Raw genomic sequence first — 22,665 nt, forward strand, 5'->3', positions numbered from 1 at the left:
AATTCTATGGTAATCGCACGGAAGATCGACGATACACTCCCCCATGTTCCGGTTCAGCGTTCAGCGGCAACACTTAGTTTGGCCTATGTGTGGGTAGCTTATATTGCATTCGGATTGGCAGCAGTGGCAGGGATGGTACAGGGCATGGTTCGCGGTGGAATCATGGAACTGCCGAGCTGGACAAATTACTATCAAATTTTGACCGCCCATGGCGTGTTGATGGCACTTATTTTTACCACGTACTTCATCGTCGGATTTATTTTCTCAGGAGTCGCCCGCACCACAGGTGGTTCCCTGCACGGAGCCGCTCTGAAATTTGGATGGGCAGGCTGGATTCTCATGACGCTAGGGACGTTGATGGCGGTTGTCACTATTTTGTTGAATGAAGCCTCTGTCCTTTATACGTTCTACGCACCACTCAAAGCATCTCCGTACTTTTACATTGGTTCTGCCTTGCTCGTAGTAGGAAGCTGGCTAGCGGGATTCGGAGTTTTTGCCAGCTATCGCAAATGGAAACGCGAAAATAAAGGGAAAACGTCTCCGCTTTTCCTCTACATGGGGGTCACTACTTACATCCTGTGGATTACTGCGACGATTCCTGTAGCGGTGGAGGTTCTGTTCCAACTCATCCCGTGGTCACTCGGGCTGGTCCCAACGATTAATGTCATGCTCAGTCGTACGCTGTTCTGGTTTTTCGGTCATCCGCTCGTTTATTTTTGGCTATTGCCTGCTTATATGGCGTGGTATGTATGCTTACCAAGAATCATTGGCGGTCACATCTTCAGTGATTCGCTCAGCCGACTCGCTTTTATCTGCCTGCTGTTGTTCTCGATTCCTGTCGGGTTCCACCACCAATTGATGGAGCCGGGAATCTCACCAGCATGGAAAATGATCCACGTTACACTGACGCTGATTGTTGTAATCCCATCTTTGATGACAGCATTTTCGATGTTTGCCATCTTTGAAACGACTGGACGTAAAAAAGGCGGAGTTGGACTTTTCGGTTGGTTCAAAAAACTGCCTTGGACAGACGTACGTTTCTTTGCTCCATTTGTAGGGATGCTGTTCTTCATTCCTGGCGGAGCTGGGGGAATTATTAATGCAAGTAACCAAATTAATGCGGTCGTGCACAATACGATTTGGGTTACGGGTCACTTCCATATCACGGTAGGAGCAGCTGTTGCGCTCACCTTCTTCGGTGTCACCTTTTGGCTGATTCCAGCATTGACCGGACGGCAGTTGACCAAGACTGCGAATCGGATGGGAATGGTGCAAACGGTATTCTGGGCAGTAGGAATGTTCTTGATGTCGCTCGCCATGCACACGATGGGCCTGCAAGGAGCGCCACGCCGCACAGACTACACAACCTATATGGATCATCCGTTAGCTCTGGGCTGGATGGATTACCAGCGCGTGATGGCTTTTGGTGGAGGACTGTTGTTCGTATCTGCGATTCTCTTGATCCTGATCTTGCTGTACCTGACGTTCTACGCACCAAAAGGGAGTACAGAATATCCGATTGCCGAGACAGAAACGACCCAAGAAGTTCCAAAAATTTTGGAACGCTGGCCAGTTTGGATCGGATTGGTCGCCTTCCTGATTATTCTCGCCTACGGTTATCCGATTTTGCAACAAATTCAGCACCAGGCACCAGGCTCGCCGCCTTTTGTCACTTGGTAAGACAATACGTACGAAAAAGCCGCTCATTCCCTTTGGAAGCGAGCGGCTCTCCTTTTTTAAAAAAACTCTAGCGCTGCCAATTCGGTAAAGGCAAGAATCAGATAACCGATTGCCAAAAGCCATAGGGCGAGAATTCTGAGGTCTTCCTCTTCAAATGGCATACAACTCCTCCTTTTTCTCTTGTTAGCACAACATATTCAAGAGGGAGGACATTGGTTTAGCTTATGGCTCGTATATCATTTTGCGGGTCATACCGCCATCTATAATCAGCTCAGTACCCGTAATGAAGTCGTTGTCCTTTTGTGTTAAAAACAGGCAGGCACGGGCAATATCGTCGGGTGTACCTACGCGACCCGCCGGATGCTGGGCATGATCACCGGGACGAAGAGCGGCATAATCGCGGTGTTCAATCCAACCGGGAGAGATCGCATTGACACGAATCCCATCGGGGCCGAGTGAAACACCAAGCGCATGTGTTAAGGATAAAATGCCTCCTTTGGAAGCCGCGTATGCCTCCGAGTGAGGCTCGGACATGTGTGCCCGCGTCGAACAAAGATTAAGAATGGCTCCTCCACCATGGCGACGCATGATTTTGGCTGCTTCCCTCGATGCGAGAAAAACACTGCGCAAATTCGTGTTCAAGATATGGTCCCACGCTTCGACGGTCAGTTCATAGGGGGATTCCCATACAGACAAGCCCGCGTTGTTGATCAAGACATCGAGTCGCCCCCAGCGTTCATCGACGGTCCTCATCAATTGTTCGATCTGCGCTGGCACGCTGACGTCGATATGCTCGAAGTGGGCTGTGCCTTTCACTGCTTCAGTTGTGTTGATAAGCGAGGCCGTTTCCTCTCCCGCAGCGCGATTATACTCAGCGATGACGACGTGTGCACCTTCGGCAGCATACATCGTGGCGACAGCCCGTCCGATGCCTTGGCCACCGCCAGTGACGATGACAATGTTATCCGTGTATTTCATCGAGAGTGCCTCCAAACAATAGGGTATAAAGCGAACTGTAAAAAGTAATTGCAAAATGTTTGTAACGATAATAAAGTAAGTAGTATATTTTTAACAGCGTACTATACAGTATGGAGGAGATTCAACCATGAGTACAGAAGTGAAAATTTCCGCTGAACAGGTAATGGAAGCCCGTCACAGCGTACGTAAATACGATCCGAATGAAAAAATTCCACAAGGCGAGCTGAACGAAATCCTGCGTCTAGCAGCAAGTGCGCCATCGTCCTGGAACTTGCAGCATTGGCGTTTTCTCGTCGTGACCGATCCTGCTATCAAAGAAAAACTGCTCCCAATCGCATACAATCAGCAGCAGGTAGTGGATGCTTACGCTACGATCATCATTCTCGGCGATCTGGAGGCTTACAAGTCTGCTCGCCCTGTATATGATGAAGCATTGGCAAAAGGTTACGTTACAGAGCAGGTACGGGAGAGCATGATCGCACAAATCGAAGGGGCGTACAATAACAACCCGGAAATCGCGCGTGATGAAGCAATCCGTAATTCGTCCTATGCAGCCATGCAGCTCATGCTGGCGGCAAAAGCAAAAGGATACGACACGTGCCCAATGGGTGGCTACAACCGCGATGCGCTCATTAAAGAGCTGAATATCCCATCCCGCTATTTGCCAACGCTCATGCTGACTTTGGGGAAAGCAAGTGTGCAAGCTTATCCAACTTCCCGTTTTGGCCTGGAAGAATTGGTCATTCAAAACAGCTTCTAATAGCGTATACAAACAGCAAAAAACTCATCCACGCCTCATGCTAATGAGGGCAGGGTGAGTTTTTTTCATATCTTCCCCAGGAGAGCTACCCGTTCTTCCTGCCTTATTGATTCGCCAGCAACGGTAAATCCACCATAATCGATGTTCCTTGACCAAGTGCGCTGCTGACCGAAAACCGTCCGGCATGGAGTTGAATGATCTCTTTGCAGATCGCCAATCCCAGACCACTGCCAGAGAGCTTGGAGCGTCCCTTGAAAAACTTTTCTGTAACATGCGGCAGGTCTTCCGAGTTAATGCCTTCACCAGTATCCGTGACGGTGACAAGGAGCCTATCGCCTGACAAGGAAGCTGCGATGACGATCGAACCTTTTTGTGGCGTGAATTTCAACGCGTTGTCCAATAGATTCACAAATACTTGCTTCAGCCGATTCGGGTCTCCCATAACCATAAGTGGGGTAGGGGGAGTCTCCAGTTTCAACTCGATTTGTTTCGCGTTGGCACGGACTGAAAATTGAAGATGCAAATCTTGGAGAAGCTCCCGGATATCCATACCTTCACGAGACAATTTCATTTCACCGGATTGAAACTTCGAGAAATCGAGCAATTCCTCGACGAGCCCGATCAAACGATCTGTCTCCTTGGAGATGACTTCCAAACCGAGCATCGTCTCTTCAGGCTCTTCCAAACCACCTGAGATGAGTGTTTCACCCCACCCTTTAATCGACGTAAGTGGGGTTCGCAGCTCATGGGAGACAGAAGAGATGAAGTCATTTTTCAGCTTTTCGTTTTTCCCGATCTCCATTGCCATGTAATTGAAAGTATCTGCAAGGGTTCCTACCTCATCATCGAATCGTTTTGGCGCGCGGACAGCGAAATTTCCTTCCGCCATTTGTTTGGCCGCATTCGTTAATTCTTCGATAGGGTCGACGATTCGTTTTGCCATGAGCAGGCTGAGTGCAAAAGCGAGGACGACTACGCTTGCCCCAACGCCAGCGCCGTACAAGGCAATGCGATTTACTGCTTGATAGAGCGGTTCAGCGGAGATGGTATACCGCAGAACGCCTACAAATTCTCCGCTGTACGTAAGCGGATTGGACACCGCGATGACACGCTCTCGGGACTGTGGACTTTTCCCAATGTACAGACCACTTTGCCCCTTGAGGGCATCCATGACGTCAGGAGTATTGATGATCTCGCTGGTCTGAAAGCCGTAGGAATTGAGAATGACTTTTCCTCCTGGGTCCAAGACCTCAATTTTGGCGTATTCCTGATTCGAAACATTCTCCAAAATGTAGCGTGCTTTGTCTTTTAGCCGATAGCCAGTGGCGTACTTGTTAATAAAATTGGTGAAGGTCGTGCTGCGGGTCACTAATGCTTCGGTCGCAGTCCCGATGTAATACGTATGAACGGCCCAGTAAAACAGTCCTTCCAGGAGCAGTACGATCAGAAGGAGGATCAGGCCGAAATGAAGAACCAGCCTACTCTTAATGCCTTTCATCTGGGACGTCCTTTCGCCACAGGTAGCCATACCCCCAGACTGTCTCCAGAAAAGCTGGATGAGCCGGATCATCCTCGATTTTTTGCCGGATTCGGCGGATATTCACATCAACGATTTTTAAGTCCCCGACAAAAAATTGACCCCAAACTGCTGTCAAAATCTCGTCGCGACTGATGGCTTTGTTCGCATTTTCTGCAAGTAATTTGATGATGGCAAATTCTTTTGGCGTGAGGTCAATTTCTTGTTCCGCCCGAGTCAGCTTGCGTTCATCGAGCAGCAGCGTGAAGGGGGCAATGTTAATTTCATTTTTGTCCTCAGCCTCAGGAATCGGTGTCAATCTGCGGTGCAACGCTTTGACACGGGCCAGCAATTCCGCAGGGCTAAATGGCTTGGAGACGTAATCATCCGCCCCGAATTCAAGACCCATGACTTTGTCCAGCTCTTGGCTTTTGGCCGTGAGCATAATGATCCCAAGGCGCGGATATTTTTTTCGCAGCTGCCCGCATACTTCGAAGCCATCAATGCCGGGGAGCATGACGTCGAGAATTGCAATGACGATGTTCGATTGTTGATCGGCGAGATCAAGTGCCTCTTCTCCGGTCCCAGCCTCGATTACCTCATAGCCCTCGCGCTTGAGATTGATGCGCACAAAATCGCGGATGGATTTCTCGTCTTCCAGTAATAGAACCTTCATAGGGCAAATCTCCTTGATAAGGATTTACTATTTCACTTTATTCCCGGTTCGTCACCGGTTTGTAGAGCTGACGAACCTCCTCTGCGGTAAGCTGCATCGATCGATATTCTGCGAGAGCAGCCTTTCCAAGGGTAGGTGTCGTTTGCGGTAAAATGGCGATCAAGACTTGTTTTCCCTCTTCCTTCAGCAAAATGTAGGGAACTTGCTTTTGCTTCAATCCGCTTTCAAATTTGATCCATTCGTTTTGTGGAATGCTTTGCAGTGTTAGTAATTCTGCCTTATTTTTTCCATTTGCACCGTAATATTGGAATCGGACGAGAAGTGGATTCGTATCATGGTTGATGGAGATGGTGTACTTTTCGCCCCAGTTTGCCGGAATCTTGAGGTCAAAGCCCTGTGTATAATTTTGATAATGGTCCTCGATGTGTTTCAAGCCCGTTTTCCCGTCCCATTGGAAGTAGGAGGAGACCCAAGGGATTTCTGCCATGGCCAAATCCTCTGTCCCAGCAGGTTGTATTTTCGTGCCGATCTCGATGATGCCATCATCGTTGATATCTTCACTTTCCAAAGAATAAGGCTTGAAGGTCAGGTCCATCTCTCCTTCTATTTTGGCCAAAGGGTTGAACAGTTGTCCATTGTCCCAGAGGAGTAGTTCAGTGGAAGCAGAGTGAGCACCTAAACCGGCATCAATAAATAGTCCGTTTCGGGTTGGCGATGCTTTTCCGATGATAGCCTGATAGTAACCATTCACATATCCGTCAAGGGCTAGCTCCGTCTTTTTTGCGATTGTGCCGTTCGCCGCCCCATACAGCTCGGCTTTGGATGTGAAGTTATTTTTATCGAGAACAACGAGAGCGAGATCCGCATGATCATCTCCTGTCAAATCGCCTACGGCCATAATGGAATAGGGCTGCTTCATCAATTCCTGAGTCATATTATTCGCTAGCGAATAAACGGAGAGCTCTTTGTTCAAATCTTCGCCGCCTCCCATTCCAATCAGCATTTCCGGAATTTTGTCCCCTGTGAGATCTTGAAAAGAGACGTAATCCAATTCGCTGCCGACGCCAGTAAAGGAGGAGAGCTTTTCCCAGTTTCCCTGCTTTTGGGTAAGCACAAGCACACCGATTTCATAATCGGTTTTTTCGGTTTTGTAAAAAGCGACGACCTCTGCAACCCCATCCCCGTTTAGATCCTGTAGGGAGACGGCACTGGCTTCTGCGGGATGAAGAGGAACAGATAATTGTGACCCAGCCGGCAAAAATTGCATGACGGCCTGATTGATCGACTTCTGATCGCCGTCTGCTGACGGGGCGCGCATCAATTCATTGGGTGTATCTGTGAGTCCGCAACCGCTAACAAGCGAAGCGCAGAGTGCTGTCGTTACGAGCCAAGCCTTTTTCATTTCAAATGTTCCTTTCTGTTGCTGCATCCATTTGACTATATTGTAGCTTGCCCATCCCGCAAAATTGTTGCAAAACGGTAAAAAAACCCGTTTTCGAGCTTTTCAAGAACGAGCGAACATGCTCTAAGCTACCTTATACAGGAAAAAAGTGCGAGAGAACAGGGAACATTTTACTAGCAACAATTTACCTAGCAAATTCGTTTAAAAATGTAGGATAGGAGTTGGGTGTTATCTATACGAAGGAGGAGAATAGGATGAAACCATGGCACAAAACGATGGCGGCAGTTCTTTGCAGCGGCGCGGTTCTCATGGCATCGGGCGTTGGGGCTGACCCGGTTCAAGCGAGCGGCACCCAATCGCAAGCGTTCGCGCCAGTAGTCTTATTGCAACCAGAGCAAAATATCCCGTTCACCATACAATTTGTCGATGGATTTGTAGCAAAGGTAACGAACACAAAAACAAAAGCGACGAGTACAGTAGATATATCGGACAATAAGGCTACGTACGTGAAGCAAGGGATTTATCATGCCAATGGAAAGCTGCAAAAGGAAACCAATGGATATACGCAAAAGCTTGCGGAGCTGGTGCCGTTCCGGGATACGAAAGGCAACCTGCGTTACATGGGCAAGCAAACCTTGTATGGGCTGAACACGGAGGATCGATTGGCAGTGGTGACCAGTGTGTGGAACATCGTCGACAAAAAGCCGCAGCTTTTACAGGTAACGGTTCAAAAAGCAGACTGGGACAATGTGCCGTCGCCAGATGTGAGGATTAATAGCGGCTTCAATATGGGCAGCGATAGTACCTTTGTCCTTGATACGAAGTATGCAGACGTGACCGGAGACAACATCAAGGATCACATTTTTCTTATAGGGGATAAGATGGGCGTATCGATGAATCAGACGGCCCATAACCTGCGTCTCGTGGTTCGTGAAGGGAAGAACAATCAGCAGATGTCTACCCCTGTAGGAAAACGTGACAGTGGTATTCTTCCGAAGCTCACCATCACAGATGGCAATGCAGATCAGGTAAAAGACATCCTCGTCACGATGCCGACTGCGACAGGTCATGTGTACAGTCAGCTTACGTGGAAAGAAAATCGCCTGCAGCCAGTCGTCGAGCAGGAGAAATTGAATGATCGTCAGGCGTACCAGCCAATCATTGGGGTTTATGGTGAAGCAGTTGGGATGAATAAGGCGAAAAAACAATAGTGGAGTAGGCGTGGAGGAAATCAGTCAGAGTGAAATCTGGCTGATTTTTTTATGAGTAATTTGCAGGCATTAGTCGTCGGTTTATTAAATCGTAATAATTACGCTTTGTATTGACTTTGGATATTTTGATGCGTTATGATAACCAACAAATCGTAATTATTACGTTTTGAGAAAGCTGAAAAGGAGAACCTAGCATGAACATGATTGAAAATAAAATCCCCGTCACAGTCCTGAGCGGGTACTTGGGAGCGGGCAAAACGACGCTACTGAACCATGTCCTGAACAATCGGGACGGACTACGAGTCGCCGTGATTGTTAACGATTTGAGCGAAGTGAACGTAGACGCCTCTCTTATTCTCTCGGGCGGTGGTCTTTCACGCGTGGACGAAAAGGTTGTGGAGCTGTCAAATGGCTGCATTTGCTGCACCTTGCGAGAGGATTTGCTGACGGAGGTAGAGCGTCTGGCTTTGGAGGGACGGTATGACTACATACTGATTGAATCAACCGGAGTAGGCGAGCCGGTTCCTGTCGCCCAGACTTTCACATACGTAGACGAAGAAAATGGAATCAATTTATCATCCCTGTGCCGCTTGGACACGATGGTGACCGTAGTGGATGCGTACCGTTTCTGGCATGACTTTTCGTCTGGCGAAAACCTTTTGGACAGAGGGCAGGCAGTTGGCGAAGAGGATTCCCGTGAGGTCGCGGATCTTTTGATCGACCAAATTGAATTCTGTGATGTGTTGATTCTGAACAAATGCGATCGCGTCGCTCCAGACGATTTAATCCAGCTGGAAGCGGTTCTGCGCAGGCTACAGCCAAATGCTCGCTTTATCCGCGCTGTTCGTGGGCAGGTGGACCCGCAAGAAATTTTGAATACCCATCTGTTCGACTTCGAGACTGCCAGTCAATCAGCGGGATGGATTGCTGAGCTGCAAAAGGAAGTGCATACACCTGAGACGGACGAGTACGGAATTTCCTCCTTCGTTTATCGCAGTCGCAGGCCGTTTCATCCAGCCCGTTTTGAGAAGTGGCTGGAGGATTGGCCAGAGGAAGTCGTGCGTGCCAAAGGCTTTTTCTGGTTGGCGACACGAAATGACGTGGCGATGACGCTCAGTCAGGCGGGACCATCTATCGAAATCGGAACGGCAGGCTATTGGACAGCAGCATTATCGGCAGATGAGCAACAAGCCATTCTGGTAGAGGAGCCGGACTGGCAGCAAACATGGCATCCCGTACATGGAGATCGAACCACAGAGCTCGTCTTTATCGGGATCGATCTGAATCAGGAGCAAATCGTGAAGCATCTCGATGCATGTCTCCTGAACGATGAGGAATACGAGGCGGACTGGAGTAAGCTGCCCGACCCCCTCCCGACAGCAGATGCTGTTATTGAGACGACATTGTAACCAAAAAAGAGGAGGCTGACATCTATGCGAGTGAATGTAACCCTGCAATGCACTGAAACAGGAGACCGCAACTATATCACAACCAAAAACAAGCGGAATCATCCCGAGCGATTGGAACTAAAAAAATACTCCCCGCGTTTAAAGCGCTATACCCTTCATAGGGAAACAAAGTGATTCCAAAAAATGTTTGAAGGCCATAGGCTCCGTGCCCAACACCTTCTTATCACCAAAACATAAAATGTACTTGTGTCTATTGAATGAAGAATTCTCTGCAAGTCCTAGCTCTTAAACAGGAGAGGGATCGGTATGAAAATCGTGATCATCGCCCCCGAGCAAATTCCCGTTCCCCCCATTCTTGGGGGGTCCGTCGAAATAACGATTCTGGCGATCGCCAAAGAATTGAGTAAGTGGCACTCGGTCTCGATCATCAGCAGAGCGCATCCTCGTTATCCGAAGTTTTCTGTTATCGACGGGGTGCGCATCTATCGAGTTCCTACCGGCAGTCCTGCGAAATATTTGACCCATGTGATAAAAATCCTGAACAAACGCCGATTTGACGTTTTGCAAATTGATAACCGTCCGGAGTTCGTCAGTTCGATTAAAGCGATGTTTCCGAAAGCTACTGTGTCCTTATATCTTCACTCGCTGACCTTTGTAAACTTTCCCCAAACCAGCCGGGCAGAGACTTTGGCCGGGTTGCGAAAAGCAGACTTGATTATCACAAACAGCTCCTCGCTTGAAAGTCGGCTTTCTGCTCGGTTTCCCAGTGTGTCGAAAAAAATTCGGGTTGCATGGCTTGGCGTTGATACATCTCGTTTTTCCCCTATTCAAAAAACCTCTCACCCCCGTGCCTTCACCTTATTGTTCGCAGGCAGGCTTATTCCGCGCAAAGGCGTTCCCGTATTGCTTCAAGCAGTCAAGCTCGTGAATAAACAGGTACCCCAACCTGTCAAAGTAATGATTGCAGGAGGATCATCAACAAGTAAATATGCAAGGCAATTGCAGGCACTCTCTCGTAAATTTGGCGTACATGCGGAATTTCTAGGCACGGTCCCCCATTGTCGTATCCATCGCGTTTTCAGAAAAGCCGATTTGTTCATTTGTCCTTCCCAAAAGCATGAATCGTTCGGCCTTGTTAACGTCGAAGCGATGTCTTCTGGATTGCCAGTCGTTGCCTCCAAAAACGGGGGAATAAAAGAAGTGATTCAGCATGGCCGTTCTGGCTTGCTGATCAAGCAATATAAAGATCCGCAAGCCTTCGCCGATGCGATCTGTTCGCTAATCATGAATAAGCCACTGTATATGAAAATGAAGCAAGAAGCTCGTCAAATTGCCTTGGAGAAATTCAGTTGGCGTGCAACAGCCGATAGACTCAACCACATTTATGAATCTGAAAAAGCTATACAACAGGATGAGCCCCAAAATGAATATCATTGCACCACTGCTGATTGCCATGGTACCGAGCAAGGCGTCCAGCCGGAGCAAATGAAAGAGGAGCCTGCCATCCCGCAACCATTTGACATCGTCCACGATTGGAGTTCCTTTGATGATGACACCCAAAGCATCACCAGTAGCGGGGTTTTCCAAAATTTTGCTGATCTGTATACAGAAAATGATGACGAGTCCGATGGGAGTAATGACTCCGCCGAAGCCACTTTCGATTTCTTTTCCGATATCGGCTATCAGAGGCTTGTCGATGCACTCATATACGGTTAACAAGAGGGCTATCAGGATTTCAAGCTATAAATCCGCATAACCTGTTCGGCTGTCTGCTCCAAGAGCGAGGCGGCTTCGCGCATCGATTGATCTAGGGTCATCGGCTTGTTGGTGATGCTGACAACGGCAGAAACTCCTTTTTCATAAAGGGTGTCGATGCCATTTCCAATGGAACCAGCGAGGACGATGACGGGAATGCCGTATCGTTGCGCGACTTGGGCAACTCCGCATGGCGTCTTTCCTTGGGCAGTCTGGAAATCGACTTGTCCCTCGCCTGTGATCACTAGATTGGCTTTGTCCATGGCTTCCGCGAGTCCGGTCGTCTCGATCACAATCTCAATCCCGGAGCGCAGCTGGCCATTCAGAAAAGCGAGAAGGGCACCAGCGACACCACCCGCAGCACCAGTCCCAGGCAAATCGTGAATGGCAATGCCGCGGGTCTTTTCGAGCAAATCAGCGAAATGGCGCAAATGATCATCTAATTGCAGGACCATTTCCGGTGTAGCTCCCTTTTGCGGGCCGAAAACGTGAGAAGCGCCATTAGGTCCAACAAAAGGATTGGTGACATCACACGCGATGACGAAGTGACAGTCAGCCAGCCGCTTATCAACCTGACTCGTATCAATCCGGCTCAGTCGTGATAATTCACCACCTCCAAAAGAGAGTGGCTGATCGTCTTGATCGAGAAGCACATACCCGAGGGCTTGGAGCATGCCAGCGCCTCCGTCATTGGTAGCACTGCCACCCAATCCCAGGATGAACTTGCGGCAGCCTTTATCCAGCCCGGCCGTAATCAACTGACCAAAGCCATAGGTCGTCGTGACAAACGGGTTGCGTTCCTCGGTAGAAATCAAGTAAAGGCCAGATGCAGCAGCCATTTCGATCACACAGGTTACACCGTCACCCAAAATGCCGAATTCAGCACAAATGTCCTGTCCGAGCGGGTTTTTTACGGTGGCGGTCAGTATTCTGCCATCTGTGGCATCGACCAAGCATTGCATAGTACCTTCACCGCCGTCAGCCATCGGTTTCACGATGAGTTCACTTTGCGGGAGTGCGCGTTGAATCCCTGAGCGAATGGCTTCGCCCACTTGTTTGGCAGTCAGGCAGCCTTTAAAGGAATCTGGGGCGATTACAATTTTCATGACGGTGTTCCTCCTATCAGAAGAGAGGGTATTTTTTCCATAGTAAAAAAAGACTGTCTCCCGCGTCTATGGCGAGAAACAGTCTTCGTTGTTTTAGGCGTTCTTTTTCAACGCCATTCCTTCTGGCTGCGATGTTTTCGAGAAGAACATTTTCATCATTGGCGGAGTGACGATGGTCGTCAAGAGTACGACGACAATCAGGACGGCAAACATGTCTTGCGTGAGCAAATTGTTCTCCAAACCAATGGCGGCGATAATGAGTGCCACTTCTCCACGCGATACCATGGCAGCACCAATGGCCATCGAGTTTTTCCACGGGAAGCCTGTGATTTTTGCGCCAAAAGCACCACCGATGAGCTTGGAAACAATCGCGATGACACTCAGGAGCACAATCAGTCCGAGATTTTCCAAGATGCCAGAGAACTGTGCCGTTACCCCGATCGAGGTGAAGAACACTGGTACGAAAACCGCGTAGCTGATGGTTTCGACCTTGTGCGTTACTTCTTGCTTGTAATTGGTCAAGCTGATGGCAACACCGGCGATGTAGGAACCGATGATGGCGGCAACCCCTGTATATTCAGCAAAATAAGCGAACAGGAAACAGATGATGAGAGCTGCGGAAATGACCGATTCTGTAACCTGCAACGGAGCAAATTTTTTCAAAACCCAAGGGACAACCTTCCAGGAAAGAACGATGACGATGGCAAAAAACGCGACCTTTTTCAAAATCACCATGCCGAGATTTACGTCCCCGCCAGCAAAGCTCATCAAGAAAGCGAGTGCCAGGATGACCAAAACGTCATCAATCACAGCAGCTCCCATGATCGTTGCGCCTTCTCTTGATTTTAGCTTGCCCAATTCCTTCAATGTTTGTACGGAAATACTCACACTGGTAGCAGAGAGCAACAGGCCCAGGAAGATCGCTTCAATGTTGGAGAGACCAATCGCAATCCCGGCACCATAACCGAGTGCAAGAGGCACGACAATCCCTGCGACACCTACGCTGGTTGAAGACTTGGCGGTTCGTTTGAACTCATCAATATCGGTCTCCAAGCCCGCGATAAACATGAGCAGGATAACCCCGATTTGGCTAATTTCCTTGAGGATTTCTGTGTCCGTGACCAGCCCGAGAACGGTAGGACCTAGAACGATACCGATGAGCAGTTTCCCCAAAACGGATGGCTGTCCCAGCCTCACACTGATGTCACCGGCGATTTTGGAGGCGATCAAAATGACAGCCAGCTGAAAAATAAGCATCTGGTTTCCCCCTTTTTACGAAATAAAAAAGAGCCCGCAATCACAGCTTTCTTTTTGTCAGCTAAAAAAGACAAAAAGAACCCTATGATGACAGGCTCCTCCAGTAACGAATCAAATATTCACTTGCAATACACAAATATTTTAACATAGCCAGCAGAAAAAGTAAACACTTGGTGACAAATGCTCCTCAGCGTGTGAAGATAGAGCAAAAACTGGAGGAGGAGCAGGCATGGCGAAAATCAGCAAGGAGAATGCAGAGCACTATCATTGGGGAGATCAATGCGATGGCTGGCATCTGGTCAAAGGCCAAGAGCTCAGCGTCATACATGAGCGAATGCCCGGAAATACAGCAGAAGTGCGTCATTATCACGAGCGGTCGCGACAGTTTTTCTTCGTGCTGGCAGGACAGGCTATGCTGGAAGTGGATGGCGTTCGGCATGTGCTGGGCAGGCAGGAAGGAAGGGGTAGAAGTGCCTCCGGGAGTCAAACACCAGATGAAAAACGAGGGAGCAGAGGATGTGGAATTTCTTGTGATCTCGCAGCCGACCACAAGAGGAGACCGCATCCAGGCAGATTAAAGAAAGCCTGACCGTCAAAGGAAGCGGTCAGGCTTTTCTATGCGTCATGCTTATTTGAAATTGGTAAAATCGGAAACTTGCGCGAAGAAATCTGCCAATGCGTGTATTCCTTCGAATGTCTGATAAGCGAAAATTGGCAGACCTACTACAAACAACAAAGCTTCTCCGATATATTTGGCGATCATATGATCAACCTCCTTTTGGATGTTCGTTACGCTACGCGATCCAAAACGAAGGAACCATATGTATCCATTTCGCTGTCTGTATGCTGTATGCGCCTGAATAAGCGAAGGCGCTGCGGTTGCCTTGCCGCCATTGGATAAGTCTCAACCAACAACGTGTTAATGGAAGGTCGGTACATATCCGTGACGTTCTGAGGTAGGGCCCGGTTTTGCAGGCAACACTGTCTGAGACAAAAAGCAGAAGTGAAGCATCCTACAAAAAGCGCGACCAAGGCGAAGAATTCTTCCAGCGAAAGCAGCAGCAACAGCATATCTTCCATGGCGATTCTCCTCCTTTCGTATTCATCATTCTACTCTTGTTCACAAAATCGTGCAATCTTGAAAAATCATGAGAGCGGATAAAGTGTCAAACTACCAACTATTTCAATTTGTTAATCGATAGATTGACACGGTAGTTCCCAAAAGGAAGCAGGGCATCTAAAAAATGATTGAGGGCCTCTTGATCTGGGACATGCACCACCAAGGTATAGCAGCCTTCTCCGCTAATGCGATGCGCTTCGACGATCTCGCTGCGACTTTTGATAAAACGAGTAAAGAGAGAATGATCGGTAGTGGTCATGAACATAGTGACCAGAGCAGTGAGGAAAGGGGCGATTTTGGCTTCATCAATGAGCGTTGTGTAGCCTTGAATAATCCCTTGCTCCTCCATTCGTCTAATGCGGTTGCCGACGGCTTGACCGCTTAGATGGACCTGTTCACCGATGTCCTTCCACTGCAAGCGGCTGTTTTTTCGTAGCAAGGCAAGGATGGAGAGATCAATTTGATCTAGCATGCGTATCTCCTTTCACGGCGAAAGTGGGTAGCCAGCAATCGTTTCGCGGCAACTGTTTACGGTCCTATACAATAAACGTACATCCATTATAACGATAGCGAGGAAAGGAAGAAATGACATGCAGATTCAGCTTATACGACATGCTACCTTGCGCTTGGAATATGCAGGGCTGACATTTTTGGTCGATCCGATGTTTAGCTCCAAGGGCGAAATGCCAGCAGTACCAAATACGCCGAATCAGCGCCCAAATCCAGGAGTAGAATTGCCCATATCCGTGAAGGAGGTACTCGCTGGGGTGGACGCCCTCTTGGTGACGCATACCCATTTCGATCATCTCGATGAGGCGGCCATCCGCCTTCTCCCGAAGCATTTGCCTGTATTTTGCCAGCCACCAGATCTGGATAAGCTGGTGCAGCATGGCTTCGAACAAGTCATTGCCATCGAAGAGGAGTATACATGGCAAGGTGTTCACTTGCATCGAACAGGTGGTCAACACGGAACAGGGGAAATTGGACAGCAGATGGGGCCAGTATCTGGCTTTGTCTTGGAGCGGGGTGGTGAGCCGACGCTGTATGTGGCGGGGGATACGATTTGGTGTGAGGAAGTAGAGCAGGCCATTGTTGAGTATCGTCCGGATGCGATCGTTGTTTTCGCAGGTGCAGCCCAGTTCTTGACGGGAGACACGATCACGATGACGAAGGAGGATATCGTCCATGTCGCAAATGCCGCGCCCGACAGCCGTATCCTCGTTGCCCACATGGAGACGTGGAACCATTGCTTGCTCAGCCGCCAGGAATTGAATGAATGCTTGCAGGAAAAACAGCTGTCAGGCCGCGTACATGCTCCGCAGGATGGCGAAATCATCTCTTTTCATTGAGCGAACCGAATAGTAATGAAAAACAAAGCTCCGCAGTCATAGCGGGGCTTTTGACGTTGTCGAAAAATAGGCTTAACCATCATTTGACAAACAAAAACGAACGTAATAAACTATTTTTACGTAAATGATTAATGTCATGAGGTGTTGTTGTGGCGCACGAACAACTGGAAACATATGTAGTCGAGAAGCCGGAACAGGCGATGGCGCTATTGAACCCGCTCCGTGCCGAGATTTTAAGCCGTTTGGCAGAGCCTGCTTCGGCAGCAGAAGTCGCACGTGGTATCAATGAAATCCCGCAGCGTGTCAATTATCACTTGAAGGCCTTGGAAAAAGTCGGATTGGTCCGGCGGGTAGGGAGTCGACAGGTGCGCAATCTCGTCGAGGTGCTTTATTTGGCGATTGCGCGGACATATGTGCTCTCGGAAGGACTGAACTGGGGCAATGATACCGTTCAGCAAATGAAGGATCAAGGGTCGTTGTCTCATCTGGTCCAGACAGCAGAACGAATCAAGCGAGATGCCATGCTCTTGCTGGAGCGCTCCGATCAAGAGGTGGAGGTTCCGAGCGCCTCATTGAATGCGAGCATTCAGCTAGCCAGTGCGGAACAGCGCAGTGCTTTTGTAGAGGAATACGTCCAACTGGTGAATCAGCTTGTGGCGAAGTATCAGCCAAAAGAAAAGGGACAAGAGACGTATCAGGTGGTTCTCGCTGTATATCCAAAACAAGGAGGAGACGAGGCATGAAGGCACAAGCTATGGAGTCAACCAAGTCCAAACCTGTAATCGTTTGGGAAAGTCGAGTCCAGCCTCAAACCGATCAGGTCATTGCCATGCCTGTCCGAAACGGAAATGGGGTTGCTGTCGAAAGAGAAGCGGCTGTTCAGACATGGTCAGTGGGTCCGGAGAGTAATCCGACAGTGGTGACGCAGGTTTCATCTGGATTTAACAAAAAATCAGTGGCAGTTCCACAAGCAATCAGCATGCGGATGGCCGCGTAAAAAACGGAGCGTAAACAAGCGAAGGAGGGTTTTTCATGAATCTCATTCCGGTAGTAGTCGAGCAAACGAGTTATGGAGAGAGGTCCTATGACATTTACTCCCGGTTGTTGAAGGATCGCATCATTTTTCTCGGGAGTGCCATCGATGATCAGGTAGCCAATGCAGTTGTAGCTCAGTTGCTGTTTCTGGCAGCAGAAGACCCGAAAAAAGACATTCACCTTTATATCAATTCGCCCGGAGGCTCTGTCACAGCAGGGATGGCGATTATTGATACAATGAGTTTCATTGCGCCTGATGTGTCCACGATCTGCACAGGGATGGCAGCGTCCATGGGCGCGATGCTTCTCGTAGCAGGAGCGCCGGGCAAAAGGTACGCGCTGCCCAATGCAGAAGTCATGCTCCACCAGCCGTGGGGAGGCAGTCAAGGACAGGCGAGCGATATCAAGATTGCAGCAGACCGTATTATACGACATCGTAACATGCTGTATACGATCATCGCAGAGCGTACGGGAAAGACAGTCGAGCAAATCGAAAAAGATGCAGACCGCGACTATTTCCTTACAGCCACAGAGGCGCTTGAATACGGCTTGATTGATAAAGTGATCGAAAAATTGTAGAGATGGGGGTGCCGGGGTGAAGATCCTATTTTTGGGGGGAACGCGTTTTATCGGTCCACATGCAGTGAAGCGCTTGGCAGAAGCAGGTCATGAGGTTGCTGTATTTAATAGGGGGATTACCCTCGGCGCAGCCTCTCTTCCACAGGGTGTCGTTTCTATCACGGGAGATCGTGCCCGGCTCGGTGAATACCGGGAGGCCTTTCGTTCTTTTGCTCCCGATGCCGTCATTGATCTGTTTCCTTACTCAGAAGCAGATGCCCGTCTGCTGATAGAAACGTTTCAGGATATAGCAGGCCGTGTCGTAGCGATCAGCAGCTGTGATGTGTATCAGGCGTTCGGGCGGGTGAACAAGATCGAATCCGGTCCGATTACGACTGAGCCGCTTACGGAGCAGTCTCCGCTTTGCGAGAGGCGCTATCCGTTCCGAGGGGCCAGACCAGACCGCGAATTTTATGACAAGGTACTCGTGGAGCGAGTCGTGATGGGGCAGCAGAGTCTGCCAGGCACGATTTTGCGCCTGCCGATGGTGTATGGCCCACATGATTACCAGCATCGCGTCCATCCGTACCTTCAGCAGATGCGTGACGGACGTCCGTTTATTTTGCTCGAAGAAGGCTTTGCTTCTTGGCGCTGTGCACGCAGCTACGTAGAAGACATCGCGCATGCCATTTGCCTGGTGGCTACTGACGAACGAGCGAGGAATCAGATTTACCACGTAGCAGAAGAGCCATGCTTGTCGATGCGAGAGTGGATTGAACGAATCGGCAGCGTTTATGGTTGGAATGGCAAAGTGGTTACAGCGCTTTCTACTGAGTTGCCAAATGAGTGGGTCCCACAAATCGAAACGAGGCAGCATGTTCAACTGGATACTGCAAAAATCAGGCGAGAGCTGGGGTATACAGAACAAACAACCGCAGAGGAGTCTATGCGACGTACGATTGCATGGGAGATTGATCATCCTCCTGAGAACGTTTTGCAAGGAATTGAATACAGCATTGAGGATAAAGTGGCTGCGAAGCTCGGAGTTTAGCGTACCGAATGTTTGAACCGTCAGGAATTTGCCTGGCGGTTTTTTCTGCACACGAACGTGTTTAGTGGATTAAGTTTTATCTATTTGTTCTATGGAATTGTTCAATTGCTCCATAGCGTTGTTAACATTCATAAAAAAGATATCTATATCCGCAACGGTATGCTTTTCAAGTAATGTTTCAGGTTTCGTAATTAATGTGTATAGATTTATACCTGTCTCATCTTGCTCTTGCTCAGGGTATACATAGATGAGTAGATCGTCAATTCGCTCTCTTAGCTCAATGATTTCATTTGCGGTAAGTTCAGTTGCTATATGTTCTTCTGTCAATAAATCATTAAGCTGCCTTGTTAGTTGGGTTAATTTGCGATTCGTGTCAAATAATTTTGCGATGGTTTGTTCATTGTAGTGTTTTGCAAAGTAGAGCGAGATGATATTTTCTACACTTTCATAAATTTTTTTCCTGCCATTTCCTTGTTTATATCCACTAACATACATTTGAAGTGATTCCAATGTGATTTCTTCTCCATTGGCATTACCTAAAAAATCACTGATAGATCCTACGTATCTATAGTTATTGAATACATTTTCTGAGTAGGTGTATGCAACCATTCGGATTTCATCTTCACTGATGTCGGCTGCACCTTTATTGCATCCGGAGGTCACCAACACTAGCATCAAGGATAGCATGATTAGTATCTTTTTCATTATTACCGCCCCTTTATTTAATTATATATTAAAGACTGAATCTTCCTACTTAATTAAGAAAACAGGTGTCCACCATAAAGGGGGACACCCAAATTTTAACATTACCCTTTCCAATATTCACCTGTAGAGGTGAGTGTATTTAAATACTTCACACCCGTGTTCCATGTTATATTAAAACCTCCACCGCCACCTGATACGTTACCACCTATCCCAGTAATTGAAGTGCTTGTCCAAGAATGGTCATATTGTAAATAGACTCGCTCTTTTTTGTTTGTTGTAACTTTTTCAAGTACAGCGGTTATCGTGCCATTTGTAACATATCGATCATTAATCCAAAAGCCAACACCTGCGTCCGTAGCGCGTTTTGCTAACGCCACCTTACCACGTTTTTTATCAGTTCTTGTATCGAAGAAAGCTTCTTCATCACCCAAACCATTCCACCCTTGGATGACAACCCCATCAACGTCGATTGGCATACTTCTTTTATTATCTGTATAAACACCTACGAAATCGTATGGTTCACGTCCGACAAAACCTTCATTTTCATCCCACTCCCAATATCCAACAAACACATATTGATCACTTTCATCATCGTAAACAATTCTATCAGTAAATGTTATCCATCCTTCCTCGTTAGATAATGCATTGATCGGTGTTCCATCTTCACCATCTGAATTTACTACCTTCAAATTATTGTATTTTTCTATTGTTATTTTCATTGCCTTGCCTTATCAAAATCTTTCGTTTTTCTTACTTGCTCTCGTAAGTAATCTAATTTTTCGTTAAGTTTTTCAAGTTTTTCTTGTTTTACTGCTTTCTCGTATTTTGCATCAACTTTTTCAGCAAAAGCCATACTTGGAACAGTGAGCAATGACATTGAAAGTGCAAGAGGTGTAATTATTTTAGATAAATTACCTAACATTAACTCACCTCCCTAATTATGGTATATACATCGTTTTGTATTCTACTATTACTTGATTGTTTGTTCAAGATTTTTTGAAAAATACAAAAATAACTTCAATTTAATCTGGCGGGTTTTTGTTTGCACATCAAATTGTTTGAATGAAGGAGGAGCCGGGTATGAACAAAAGTATCAGATGACGGGAGGCACATCTTGTGAAAATCAGAACAAAAATCATCCTGGCTTTTGGTGTCATATTGGCAGTCATGTTCGGTTCAGGTACGTATATGCACCTGCAAATGCTAGCAATGAAGGCATCCTACAAAGAAATCATCGAAGAGGAAAAATTATTGACGGACCTGCGTGAAATGCAGTTTATCATGACAGGTCGAAATAATGACGAACGAGCCTACTTGTTAACGGGCGATGAAGAATTTCGGATGGAATTGAAGGAAAAGGCAGCGAAGGTGGACAGCCTGTTTGCCAAAATGAACAGTTCTCTTGAGTCTTCTCACCATCGTGAAGAAATGGAGGAGGCAAAGAGACTATACAAGTCCTTTCTGGAGTCGAGTCATAAAGTGGTAGAGGCACAGGATAATGGACTGCGTGAAGAAGCCATCGCTCAGCATTTCGGCCAGGAGCGGCAATCGAGAAAAGAACTGGATTCGGTTGTGAGTCGATTGGTCGAAGAGGTGCGTAATGAAATTGAAGCAGATCAACAGGAGATGGCGAAGAACGAAGAAATTACGGCCATGATCCAGTTGTTTTTTAATGTAGTGGGGATTCTCGTCGCGATTGTGGTTGGCGGTCTTCTGATTCGCTCCATTGTGGTACCCCTGCATCGGGTGAACAAACAGTTTCATGATATCGCTGACGGAAAAGGAGATTTGACGCAAGAGTTGACCGTCTTTACCAAAGACGAGATTGGACAGTTGGCAGGCTCATTCAACCGGATGCTAGCCAATTTACGAGAGCTGATTTCTCAGGTTCGCGGGCATGCCCAGCAGGTTGCAGCCGCGGCTGAACAACTGACAGCGAGCTCGAAGCAAACGAGCCAAGCTACGGAACAGATCGCCATCACGATCCAGGAAATGACGGAAGGAACGGATAGGCAATCCCAAAACGTAGAGGAGAGTCAGCAGGAAGTCGAAGAAATATCCGCAGGCATTGAAAAAATTGCGGCACGTGCGCAAAGCGTGTCTGCTGCGGCTGCCAGTACCTCAGAGCTGGCGACAGAGGGGGATCGAACCATCCAGCAGTCGGTATCCCAGATGAACGGGATTGGAGAAACGATGGAGCATTTGACTGCACTGGTAGGTGGCTTGGGAAAACGCTCCGAGCAAATCGGTCAAATCGTTGAAGTCATTACGCAAATTTCAAGTCAGACGAATCTCTTGGCATTGAATGCCGCCATCGAAGCGGCGAGGGCGGGCGAGCATGGCAGAGGCTTTGCTGTCGTGGCGGATGAAGTGCGAAAGCTGGCAGAGCAGGCATCTGCATCGGCACAAGAAATTTCCCAATTGGTAGCGTCGATCCAGATGGAGACAAACGAAGCGGTTCTCACGATGGAAAAAGGCTCTCAAGAAGTAGCAGACGGGATGGGGGGCGTCGCAAGAGCAGGAGAAGCGTTCTCTCAGATTCGTGATGCTGTAGTGGGCGTGACGAATGAGATTCAAGAAGTATCGACTTCTGCACATACCCTTACGGAAAGTACAGGCAAGGTCGGACAATCGATGCAGATGATCGCCACTGTCGCGCAATCGGCTGTCTCTCTGTCGGTGGGAGTCTCGTCTGCTACAGAAGAACAGCTTGCCTCGATGGAGGAAATTTACTCCTCCGCTGCTTCGCTGGCGAGTCTCGCGGATGATTTGGAAAAGCTGATAGGTCATTTCAAGGTATAAAGCTTCGTCACAGGAAACACCCCTTAGAATCGATACAATGATTCTGAGGGGTGTTTTTACGAGATTCCCCACTTCCGCTGTTAAATTTCTCAATAATTTATAGAACATACGTTCCTGTTGTGGTAAACTCTTCCTGTGGGGAGGTGAATCGCCATGTCAATCCTCCCTCCCAAACCTCGCCGATGCACCATTCGTTTCTGACTGGTGTTTCGTTGAATGCGCTTGGTATTTGTCGACTACAAAAATATTTGGTTTCGGCAGTAATCGTGGAAGATGAGTCTGTCACAGCCTCTCT

24 protein-coding genes and 1 pseudogene are annotated in these 22,665 nt (G+C 48.1%); 13 read left to right on the forward strand and 12 right to left on the reverse strand.

Translation table 11 applies throughout. The annotated features are described in order from the left end of the window. Positions 1-6 precede the first annotated feature (6 nt). On the forward strand, positions 7-1,680 hold the full coding sequence (locus C7R94_RS00575) for a b(o/a)3-type cytochrome-c oxidase subunit 1 (RefSeq protein ID WP_106778023.1): 1,674 nt from the start codon (positions 7-9) through the stop codon (positions 1,678-1,680). A 222-nt stretch (positions 1,681-1,902) separates the two neighbouring features. Here the strand turns inward: C7R94_RS00575 and C7R94_RS00580 are convergent, their stop codons facing one another. Further along, positions 1,903-2,658, reverse strand: coding sequence for an SDR family NAD(P)-dependent oxidoreductase (locus C7R94_RS00580; protein ID WP_106778024.1), 756 nt, complete (start codon positions 2,656-2,658; stop codon positions 1,903-1,905). Between the two features lie 127 nt (positions 2,659-2,785). Here C7R94_RS00580 and C7R94_RS00585 point away from each other — a divergent pair, with 127 nt between their 5' ends. Beyond that, positions 2,786-3,418, forward strand: a complete 633-nt coding sequence (locus C7R94_RS00585) for a nitroreductase family protein (protein ID WP_106778025.1) — start codon at positions 2,786-2,788, stop codon at positions 3,416-3,418. A 103-nt stretch (positions 3,419-3,521) separates the two neighbouring features. On the opposite strand, the gene C7R94_RS00590 is transcribed toward C7R94_RS00585, so the two are convergent. From C7R94_RS00590 to C7R94_RS00600, 3 genes are read right to left on the reverse strand one after another with little or no spacing between them, the layout of a single operon-like run. Then, on the reverse strand, positions 3,522-4,916 hold the full coding sequence (locus C7R94_RS00590) for a sensor histidine kinase (protein WP_233220434.1): 1,395 nt from the start codon (positions 4,914-4,916) through the stop codon (positions 3,522-3,524). Then, positions 4,903-5,610: a response regulator transcription factor gene (locus tag C7R94_RS00595; protein WP_106778027.1), complete on the reverse strand. Its 708-nt coding sequence runs from the start codon at positions 5,608-5,610 to the stop codon at positions 4,903-4,905. Before C7R94_RS00595 ends, C7R94_RS00590 begins: the two co-directional genes overlap by 14 nt. A 37-nt stretch (positions 5,611-5,647) precedes the next feature. Beyond that, complete coding sequence (locus C7R94_RS00600; RefSeq protein ID WP_106778070.1) at positions 5,648-7,012, reverse strand: hypothetical protein; 1,365 nt, start codon at positions 7,010-7,012, stop codon at positions 5,648-5,650. Between the two features lie 254 nt (positions 7,013-7,266). Here C7R94_RS00600 and C7R94_RS00605 point away from each other — a divergent pair, with 254 nt between their 5' ends. From C7R94_RS00605 to C7R94_RS00620, 4 genes are all read left to right on the forward strand, one after another. Then, positions 7,267-8,223 (forward strand): hypothetical protein, encoded by a 957-nt coding sequence (locus tag C7R94_RS00605; protein WP_106778028.1) that lies wholly within the window; start codon positions 7,267-7,269, stop codon positions 8,221-8,223. 194 nt (positions 8,224-8,417) lie between these two features. After that, on the forward strand, positions 8,418-9,632 hold the full coding sequence (locus tag C7R94_RS00610; RefSeq protein WP_106778029.1) for a GTP-binding protein: 1,215 nt from the start codon (positions 8,418-8,420) through the stop codon (positions 9,630-9,632). A 24-nt stretch (positions 9,633-9,656) separates the two neighbouring features. Next, on the forward strand, positions 9,657-9,806 hold the full coding sequence (rpmG, locus tag C7R94_RS00615) for a 50S ribosomal protein L33 (RefSeq protein ID WP_047073870.1): 150 nt from the start codon (positions 9,657-9,659) through the stop codon (positions 9,804-9,806). A gap of 132 nt (positions 9,807-9,938) precedes the next feature. Beyond that, positions 9,939-11,348 carry a glycosyltransferase family 4 protein gene (locus C7R94_RS00620; protein WP_106778030.1) on the forward strand — a complete coding sequence of 470 codons (1,410 nt, stop codon included), beginning with the start codon at positions 9,939-9,941 and terminating at the stop codon, positions 11,346-11,348. A gap of 11 nt (positions 11,349-11,359) precedes the next feature. Here the strand turns inward: C7R94_RS00620 and C7R94_RS00625 are convergent, their stop codons facing one another. Continuing rightward, positions 11,360-12,493 (reverse strand): glycerate kinase, encoded by a 1,134-nt coding sequence (locus C7R94_RS00625; protein ID WP_106778031.1) that lies wholly within the window; start codon positions 12,491-12,493, stop codon positions 11,360-11,362. 93 nt (positions 12,494-12,586) lie between these two features. Beyond that, positions 12,587-13,750 (reverse strand): cation:proton antiporter, encoded by a 1,164-nt coding sequence (locus tag C7R94_RS00630; protein ID WP_047073876.1) that lies wholly within the window; start codon positions 13,748-13,750, stop codon positions 12,587-12,589. A 229-nt stretch (positions 13,751-13,979) separates the two neighbouring features. Between C7R94_RS00630 and C7R94_RS00635 the strand changes: the two are divergent. Next, positions 13,980-14,328, forward strand: a pseudogene (locus C7R94_RS00635) (cupin domain-containing protein). Between the two features lie 50 nt (positions 14,329-14,378). On the opposite strand, the gene C7R94_RS30795 reads toward C7R94_RS00635, so the two are convergent. From C7R94_RS30795 to C7R94_RS00645, 3 genes are all read right to left on the reverse strand, one after another. After that, positions 14,379-14,513: a hypothetical protein gene (locus C7R94_RS30795; RefSeq protein ID WP_255322514.1), complete on the reverse strand. Its 135-nt coding sequence runs from the start codon at positions 14,511-14,513 to the stop codon at positions 14,379-14,381. A 26-nt stretch (positions 14,514-14,539) separates the two neighbouring features. Then, positions 14,540-14,830, reverse strand: a complete 291-nt coding sequence (locus C7R94_RS00640; protein WP_106778032.1) for a hypothetical protein — start codon at positions 14,828-14,830, stop codon at positions 14,540-14,542. A 98-nt stretch (positions 14,831-14,928) separates the two neighbouring features. Beyond that, positions 14,929-15,342, reverse strand: a complete 414-nt coding sequence (locus tag C7R94_RS00645) for an Lrp/AsnC family transcriptional regulator (protein ID WP_047073880.1) — start codon at positions 15,340-15,342, stop codon at positions 14,929-14,931. A 118-nt stretch (positions 15,343-15,460) separates the two neighbouring features. Between C7R94_RS00645 and C7R94_RS00650 the strand changes: the two genes are divergently transcribed. The 5 genes from C7R94_RS00650 to C7R94_RS00670 all read left to right on the forward strand — a co-directional run bounded on the left by C7R94_RS00650 (position 15,461) and on the right by C7R94_RS00670 (position 18,863). Next, the gene (locus tag C7R94_RS00650) at positions 15,461-16,219 is read left to right on the forward strand and encodes an MBL fold metallo-hydrolase (protein WP_106778033.1); all 759 of its coding nucleotides are present in this window, start codon (positions 15,461-15,463) and stop codon (positions 16,217-16,219) included. Between the two features lie 149 nt (positions 16,220-16,368). Next, a complete protein-coding gene (locus C7R94_RS00655) occupies positions 16,369-16,962 on the forward strand; it encodes a winged helix-turn-helix domain-containing protein (RefSeq protein ID WP_007726169.1) in 594 nt (197 codons plus the stop codon). Continuing rightward, positions 16,959-17,216 (forward strand): hypothetical protein, encoded by a 258-nt coding sequence (locus C7R94_RS00660; protein ID WP_106778034.1) that lies wholly within the window; start codon positions 16,959-16,961, stop codon positions 17,214-17,216. Before C7R94_RS00655 ends, C7R94_RS00660 begins: the two co-directional genes overlap by 4 nt. Positions 17,217-17,251: 35 nt before the next feature. Continuing rightward, positions 17,252-17,833, forward strand: a complete 582-nt coding sequence (clpP, locus tag C7R94_RS00665) for an ATP-dependent Clp endopeptidase proteolytic subunit ClpP (RefSeq protein ID WP_106778035.1) — start codon at positions 17,252-17,254, stop codon at positions 17,831-17,833. Between the two features lie 16 nt (positions 17,834-17,849). Continuing rightward, entirely contained in the window at positions 17,850-18,863 is a 1,014-nt protein-coding gene (locus C7R94_RS00670; protein ID WP_106778036.1) for an NAD-dependent epimerase/dehydratase family protein, read from the forward strand. 69 nt (positions 18,864-18,932) lie between these two features. On the opposite strand, the gene C7R94_RS00675 is transcribed toward C7R94_RS00670, so the two are convergent. The 3 genes from C7R94_RS00675 to C7R94_RS00685 form a co-directional block, all read right to left on the reverse strand. Continuing rightward, positions 18,933-19,568 (reverse strand): hypothetical protein, encoded by a 636-nt coding sequence (locus tag C7R94_RS00675; protein ID WP_106778037.1) that lies wholly within the window; start codon positions 19,566-19,568, stop codon positions 18,933-18,935. A gap of 101 nt (positions 19,569-19,669) precedes the next feature. Continuing rightward, entirely contained in the window at positions 19,670-20,287 is a 618-nt protein-coding gene (locus C7R94_RS00680) for a hypothetical protein (protein ID WP_106778038.1), read from the reverse strand. Further along, positions 20,284-20,490 (reverse strand): hypothetical protein, encoded by a 207-nt coding sequence (locus C7R94_RS00685; RefSeq protein ID WP_106778039.1) that lies wholly within the window; start codon positions 20,488-20,490, stop codon positions 20,284-20,286. The genes C7R94_RS00680 and C7R94_RS00685 overlap by 4 nt, the downstream gene beginning before the upstream one ends. A gap of 194 nt (positions 20,491-20,684) precedes the next feature. On the opposite strand from C7R94_RS00685, the gene C7R94_RS00690 reads away from it, so the two are divergent. Beyond that, complete coding sequence (locus C7R94_RS00690; RefSeq protein ID WP_106778040.1) at positions 20,685-22,370, forward strand: methyl-accepting chemotaxis protein; 1,686 nt, start codon at positions 20,685-20,687, stop codon at positions 22,368-22,370. Positions 22,371-22,665 lie beyond the last annotated feature (295 nt).

It is taken from the genome of Brevibacillus sp. NRRL NRS-603, from assembly GCF_003013445.1.
GTDB classification, from domain to species: Bacteria; Bacillota; Bacilli; order Brevibacillales; family Brevibacillaceae; genus Brevibacillus; species Brevibacillus formosus.